The sequence below is a fragment of the Streptomyces sp. NPDC006435 genome (assembly GCF_040612315.1).
Taxonomy (GTDB): Bacteria; Actinomycetota; Actinomycetes; order Streptomycetales; family Streptomycetaceae; genus Streptomyces.
Genome location: NZ_JBEXPY010000099.1, coordinates 1 through 6,360 on the forward strand (window position 1 = coordinate 1; position 6,360 = coordinate 6,360).

At 73.1% G+C, this 6,360-nt stretch carries 5 protein-coding genes; all 5 read right to left on the minus strand.

Features of this window, described 5'->3' with window-relative positions:
- Positions 1–96 precede the first annotated feature (96 nt).
- Complete coding sequence (locus ABZZ04_RS39050) at positions 97–2,829, minus strand: cation-transporting P-type ATPase (RefSeq protein WP_356936997.1); 2,733 nt, start codon at positions 2,827–2,829, stop codon at positions 97–99.
- Positions 2,830–2,848: 19 nt separating this feature from the next.
- Positions 2,849–3,421 carry a hypothetical protein gene (locus ABZZ04_RS39055; RefSeq protein ID WP_356936998.1) on the minus strand — a complete coding sequence of 191 codons (573 nt, stop codon included), beginning with the start codon at positions 3,419–3,421 and terminating at the stop codon, positions 2,849–2,851.
- Positions 3,422–3,575: 154 nt separating this feature from the next.
- Positions 3,576–4,025, minus strand: coding sequence for an Hsp20/alpha crystallin family protein (locus tag ABZZ04_RS39060; RefSeq protein WP_148836042.1), 450 nt, complete (start codon positions 4,023–4,025; stop codon positions 3,576–3,578).
- A gap of 1,169 nt (positions 4,026–5,194) precedes the next feature.
- Positions 5,195–6,115: a universal stress protein gene (locus ABZZ04_RS39065; protein ID WP_356936999.1), complete on the minus strand. Its 921-nt coding sequence runs from the start codon at positions 6,113–6,115 to the stop codon at positions 5,195–5,197.
- Positions 6,112–6,360, minus strand: a 249-nt coding sequence (locus ABZZ04_RS39070) for a universal stress protein (protein ID WP_356937000.1), incomplete at its 5' end; no start/stop codon positions are given. The genes ABZZ04_RS39070 and ABZZ04_RS39065, both read right to left, overlap by 4 nt.

The window sequence follows — 6,360 nt, forward strand, 5'->3', positions numbered from 1 at the left end:
CCCGTCCTCCTCCGGCTCTGCAACAGCGTCGACGGGGTCGTGGGGGTCGTCGACCGGCTCCGGCACGGGGACGACACCGCTCCGGCACAGTGACGATCACCGCCGGGTGTCCCGCTCCACCACCCGCACGGACCCGGTGACGGGCGACGCCAGTCGGCGGCGCCGGGCGCGCCGGAACTCGTCCGTGCCCCAGACCAGGGCCGGAAATGTCGCGATGAGCAGAACGACGTCCCAGGGAAGGGCCGCCGTGCCGAAGACCCGCTGCAGTGGCGGTGCGTAGACGAGGGCCGCCGTGAACACGAGCTCGAAGGCGATGCCCGCCAACAGCAACGGATTGGACAGCACGCCGATCTCCCTCAGCGCCGCGTGGTCCGTACGGGCCGCGAAGGCGGTGCCGACCTGGCAGGTGACGATCCCCGCGAAAGTGGCCGTGGTGGCCGTCACGTAGGCGTCGTGCAGAGGGCTGCCGGGTCCCGTGGGATCGCCCGGCTGCCAGCCCGCGCGCCAGAGCACGTAGAAGTAGCCGGCCGTGACGAGGACGGCCGACACCGCCCCCAGACAGCCCCAGCTGCGGACGAGCATGTCGTGGGAGATCACGGACTCGCGCTCGGAGCGCGGCGGCCGACGCATGATGCCGGGCTCGGAGCTCTCCCGGCCCAGGGCGAGGGCGGGAAGGGTCTCCGTGCCCAGGTCGATGGCGAGGATCTGCAGCACCGTCAGCGGGAGCGGGACCGCGCCCGCCGACAGGGCGAAGACGAGGAAGGGCACGATCTCCGGGGTGGCGTGGGCGAAGATGTAGACGATGAACTTGCGGACGTTGTCGTAGACGCGGCGCCCGGACTCGATCGCGGTGACGATGGTGGTGAAGTCGTCGTCCGTCAGCACCATGGCCGCTGCCTCACGGGCCACGTCGGTGCCCGACCGGCCCATGGCCACGCCGATGTGGGCTCGGTGGAGCGCCGGCGCGTCGTTGACCCCGTCGCCGGTCATGGCGACGATCCGGCCGTGGGCCCGCAGGGTGTCGGCGACCTTGAGTTTCGTCTCGGGCGAGGACCGGGCGAAGACGACCTCGGCGTCGCCCTCCGCGAGGAGCCGGTCCAGCTCGTCGTCGCCCAGCGACTCGGAGGCGGCGACGACCTCCAGCCGGGGAACCCCGATGCCGACCTCGCGGGCGATCGCCGCGGCCGTGGCGCCGCTGTCCCCCGTCACGACGTGCACGCGCACCCCGGCCTCGTGACAGCGGCCGACGGCCGCCGCCACCTCGGAGCGGGGCGGGTCGTACAGCCCGACGAGGCCCAGCAGGGTCAGTCCCGACTCGGCGTCCTGCCGGTGGGCGGGCGGTTCCTCCCCGCGCGGCAGGTCGCGTGCGGCGACGGCCAGGACCCGCATACCGCTCTCGGCCAGCCGTTGCGCCGCCGAACGGGCCGCCGAACGGTCGGGGCCGGGCAGGACACGGGACAGAACCACTTCGGGCGCCCCCTTGACCACGACCCGTGCCCGGCCCGCCTCCTCGCCCTCCTGGACGACCGACATCAGCCGCAGTCGTGGATCGAAGCGGAACAGCGCACGCCGTTCCGCGTCTCGGCGGTCGAGATCCACCGGGACCCCACGCTCCCCGGCCCCTGTGACGAGGGCGGCCTCGGTGGGATCGCCGTGCAGTTCGCCGTCCGCGTCGCGGGTGACCGTGGTGCACAGAGCACCCGCCCGTAGCAGTGCCCTCGTCCACGGGCCCTCGTCCATTCCGTGACCGACCGTCCAGAGCGTGCGCAGACGCATGCGGTTGCGGGTGAGCGTGCCGGTCTTGTCCGTGCAGATCACGCTCGTCGAACCGAGTGTCTCCACGGCACTGAGCCGTTTGACCAGGGCTCCCTGCCGGGCCAGGACCCGGACCCCGACGGCCAGGGCCAGGGTGATGGTCGGCAGCAGCCCCTCGGGGACGTTGGCGACGAGGAGCCCGATGGCGAACATCAGGGAGTCGGTCACCGGAAGGCCGACCGCCACCCCGACGACGAGGAAGACGGCGCCCATGCCCGTGGCGACGCCGGCGATGAGCCACGCCACCTTCTTGACCTGGTGCTCCAGAGGGCTTTCCTCCCGGCGGGTCCGCTGGCTGAGTGCGGCGATCCGCCCGAGTTCGGTGCGGTCCCCGGTGGCGAACACGACGGCTCGGGCCTGTCCCTCGACACAGCTCGTCCCGCTGAGGACGAGGTTCGGCTCCTCCAGCAACGGCGCACCGAGCAGCCCGTCCGCCGCCACCCGCTCCGCCGGCACGGACTCCCCCGTGAGCATCGAGAGGTCGACCTCCACGCCTCCCTCGGTGACGCGTGCGTCCGCCGGGACCTTGTCACCCTCCTCCAGGACGATGACATCGCCCGGTACCAGGTCGCGGGCCTCCACGGTGAGCGGCTGTCCGTCGCGCACGACGAGGGCCTGCTCGGGCAGGTAGCGGGCGAGGGTCTCCACCGCGCGTTCGGCCTGGCGTTCCTGGAGCAGCGCGAAGCCCGCGTTGACGGCGATGACCGCGAGGACGGCCCAGCCGAGCACTGCCAGATCCGCAACGAAGGCCAGGACGGCGGCGGCCCAGAGCAGCAGGGCGAGAGGATGCACCAGTTGTCCGACCAGTTCCTGCGAGAAGGAGGTGTGCACCTTGCGGCGCACCTCGTTGGGACCGTGGACCGCGAGGCGGCGGGCCGCCTCGCGGGCGGACAGCCCGTCCGGACCGGTGGCGAGTTCGCGGCGGAGTCGGGGCAGGGGCTCGCTGGGATCGAAGGACAGTGCCCCGGCGGACGGCCGCGCGGGGCCGGTACGGCTTTGGGCACGGGCGGTCACGACTGGGCCGTCGCCCCGCTCAGTCATCGTCGGCCCCGGACTCGCTGCCCCGCCGGAGCCTGCCGGACCATACGGGTTCCACCTGCTCCCACTCGCGTTCGAGGGCAGCGAGGGCACGGTTCTCGGTACGCCGTCGTACGAGGACGAGGACACCGGCCCCGGCCGCCCCCGCAGTGCCGGCCACGGCCGCGCCGCCGGTGAACGAGACCAGCACGCGTTCCGCTTCGTTGCCCGGCGGTGGGGCGGGGGCTCCGGCTGCGTCCACCCAGACGGGCACGGTGTGGCCCCGGGGGGTCCGGGGAGGCACTTCGACGATTCCGGACCGGTGGACGTCGTCGGGGTACTCCCAGACCGCCGGAGCGACGAACCGCGGCTGTGTGCCCTGCTGGATCGGGGCGGGCGGCTCCTCGGCCGGCCCCGTGGTGGTCGCCGTCACCCGGTGGAGGTGCTCGGCGCGTACGCGGTCTGCTCGGCCCCCGGCGCTCCACAGGTATCCGGCAGCGACCGCGCCGCAGATCAGGGCAATGGTCAGGACGACGACTGCGGCCACTCGCCCACCGGGGCCGTGGCCCGACTGCTCGTGGTCGGTCATGGTGCGCCTCCGGACGGATGTCACGCCGGACGGAACAGGGCTCAGCGGGCGGCGCTGCCGCCCCCGTCGTCCCTCGGTGTCCGGCCGGTCCCGTCGGCGGTGTCGGCGAGGACGCCGTGGCCGCCGTCGCGGGTGGCCGGGACGGACTTCCTGCTCATGAGCGGTCCCCGGCATCGCCCCGCTTCACCGGAACGGTCCGTGCCGCCCGGGTCTCCTGGTCGGGCATCGGGACACGGACGGTGAGGATGCCGTCCGTGTAGGACGCCTCGACGCCCTCGGCGGGAACGGGGTCCGGGAGACGCACGGTTCTGCGGAACGATCCGTAGCGGAACTCCGAATGCTCCTTGTCCTGGGTGCTCTCACCGTGCTCGGCGCTCACCGTGACCAGGTTGCCGTCGACCGTGATGGTGATGTCCTCGTCCGGGTCCATCCCGGGGAGTTCGGCCCGCAGGACGTACGTGCCGTCGCCGCTGGTGACCTCCATCGGAATGGAGTGGGCGGCCATGACGGGGAACCGGCCGGGCAGTCCGGGGAACTCCCTGCTGAACCAGTCGTTGAAGTCGGGGAAGAAGTTGTGCCTGCGTTCCACCTTCGCTCCGGTCATCGTTCTGCTCCTCCTGCTCGCGGGTCCGGGGCTCCACTCATTGGGCGGGCCGGGCCACGGAGCCCGGTCCGGCTCCGCTCCTCCACCCTTCCGCCCGTATCCTGCGCGGCGCAGTGCCCAAGGGGGCTCTCGGGGAGGGCCGAACGGTCCTGATCCACAGGGGACCGACCGGCCCATGACACGCCTGCTCCACTCCTCGGCCCTCATGGGGCGGGGTTGCGTCGGCAGAACGACGCGCGGGCCGCGAGATCGGTGGCACTGTGACGGCGGCCCGGCTCCCGCCGTCCGGGGCATCAGAGGAAGGTGGCGGAAACCTGGACCGTGTGCACCGGGTGCCCGGGCCGTCCGGTCGTCGCCGGGCCCTGCGGCAGGGGCCCGTGCGGCATGGCCGGCACACCGTTCACGGCGTCCTGGCGTTCGATCCGAAGCGGCCTCGGTTCGTGGGCGGGGCGGCGTCGTGTCCTGCGGGGCATGGTCATCCCTCTTCTCCGGTGCTTGTGCCGAGGGCCGCATCCGCCACGACGTCATGGCACCTGCCTACGGCGAAGCGGGCCGGTGTCACGGAGACGGAGTCGAGACCCACGCCGATCGGGCTCGCGGTGAACGCCGGATCGTCTCTGGGACGTCGGCCTCGTGGACCGACCGGTCGGCCGTACGCGGCGAGCACGGCGTCATGCAGTGGGACGGGCAGCGGATGCGCGGGGAAGGGCGAGCGGACAGGGGCCACCTGTCGAGGCGGGACCCCCCGTGGAGCCGAGTCGGTGCGCGCGGCCACGAGGAAGCGCGGGCGACGGGCGTCGAGCCGTTCCCCGTACGCCTCGGCGATGGGGGCGAATTCCGGTGGGATCCGTACCCCTGCCGTGCCGAGCCGGTTGGCCGGCTCGCCGGGCGAGACGTTCCGTCCCTGCACGGCCGATGTCCTGCCGGCCGGCCCGGCGAAGGATACGACGCGCCGCGCGGGTCCCATGGCGCCCCCGTGGCTTCCGGTCGATTTCCGCACGGGTCCCCCGGTCAGCACGGCAGGGGACGGCCGGACGGGGTGCACAGGCCGAGCGGGGGCCGCTCACGGGGACGGTTGGTCCTGGTACCGATCCGGATGCGCTCCATGGTGCTCACCTCTCCGTACGGCGGGATACCTCTTCTCGCATGTGCTCCCGGCACCGGGCGGATCAACGCGGCAGGGATGGGCCGGTCGTACGGGGGCGAGGCCTTCGGGCCCGGGCGGGAGCCCCGTTCCGCCCCTCCCGCCCGGCGGAGGGGACGGTGATCACCGGACAGTCGGCGTGATGGAGCAGGCCGTGGACCGTCGAGCCGAGGTGCATGCCCGTGTAACCGCCCCGCCCCATGCGTCCGACGACGAGGGCGAGGGAGGACTGCGCGGCCAGGGCAAGCTGTTCGACCGGGTGTCCTCGGCAGACCTCTGCGACGATGTCCACGTCCGGATACCGTTCCGCCCAGCCGGCCAAGGACTCGGCGAGCAGACGCCGCCGCTCGGACAGCCCCTCCTCGGTGTCGTCGTGCGCGAGAACCGGGCGCGGCCAGACCCAGACCGCCCGCAGCCGTGCCTCGCGCAGGCTCGCCTCCTCGACGGCGAACGCGACGGCCTCCCGGCTCGATCTGCTGCCGTCCACGCCGACGACGAGGGTCGGTGGATGCACCGCGGTGTGTTCCGGAGCACGGACCACGACGACGGGGCAGGGAGCACGCGCGGTGAGCGGGACGACCACCGAGCCTTCGCCGAGCAGCTCGACGGCCCTGCCGAGACCGCGCGACCCCACGACCACCAGGTCGGCGCCGGCCGCCCGGTCGAGCAGTACCGTGGCCGGCGTCCCAGCCGTGAGTTCCGCCGAGATCCTCACGTCGCTGTGCAGTTCCCGTACGAGGTCCTCCACGTTGGCGAGCACCGACTCCGCCCGGAGCCGCAGGGCGCTCCCGTGGCCGACGGCGTCGTACCACAGCCGGTCGTGGACGGGTGGCAACGCGACCACGAGGCACAGACGCAGTCGTCTGCGGTCGGCCTCGGCGGCTGCCCAGGCGACGGCCGGTACGGCCAGTCCTTTCGGATCGACACCGAACAGGAGGTCGTTCATGTCGTACCGTCCCGGCCCGCGAAGCCCGGTGGGACGATCTCCACGGGGCAGTGCGCGTGGTGGATGAGGGTGTGGGCGACGCGGCCGAGGGACGGTCCCACTCCCAGCGGGTGGCGGCCGCGGCCCGTCACGAGCAGGTCGGTGCGGGCACTCGCCTCGATCAGGATTCCCGGGGTGCTCGTCCCGGTCTCCACGTGGTGCCCGACGACCAGGTCGGGATACCGCTCGCGGACGCGGTCGGCGAG

Coding starts and splice junctions, on each gene's coding strand:
- ABZZ04_RS39060 (WP_148836042.1), bottom strand. CDS start 4,025: ATGACCGGAGCGAAGGTGGAACGCAGGCACAACTTCTTCCCCGACTTC.
- ABZZ04_RS39055 (WP_356936998.1), bottom strand. CDS start 3,421: ATGACCGACCACGAGCAGTCGGGCCACGGCCCCGGTGGGCGAGTGGCC.
- ABZZ04_RS39065 (WP_356936999.1), bottom strand. CDS start 6,115: ATGAACGACCTCCTGTTCGGTGTCGATCCGAAAGGACTGGCCGTACCG.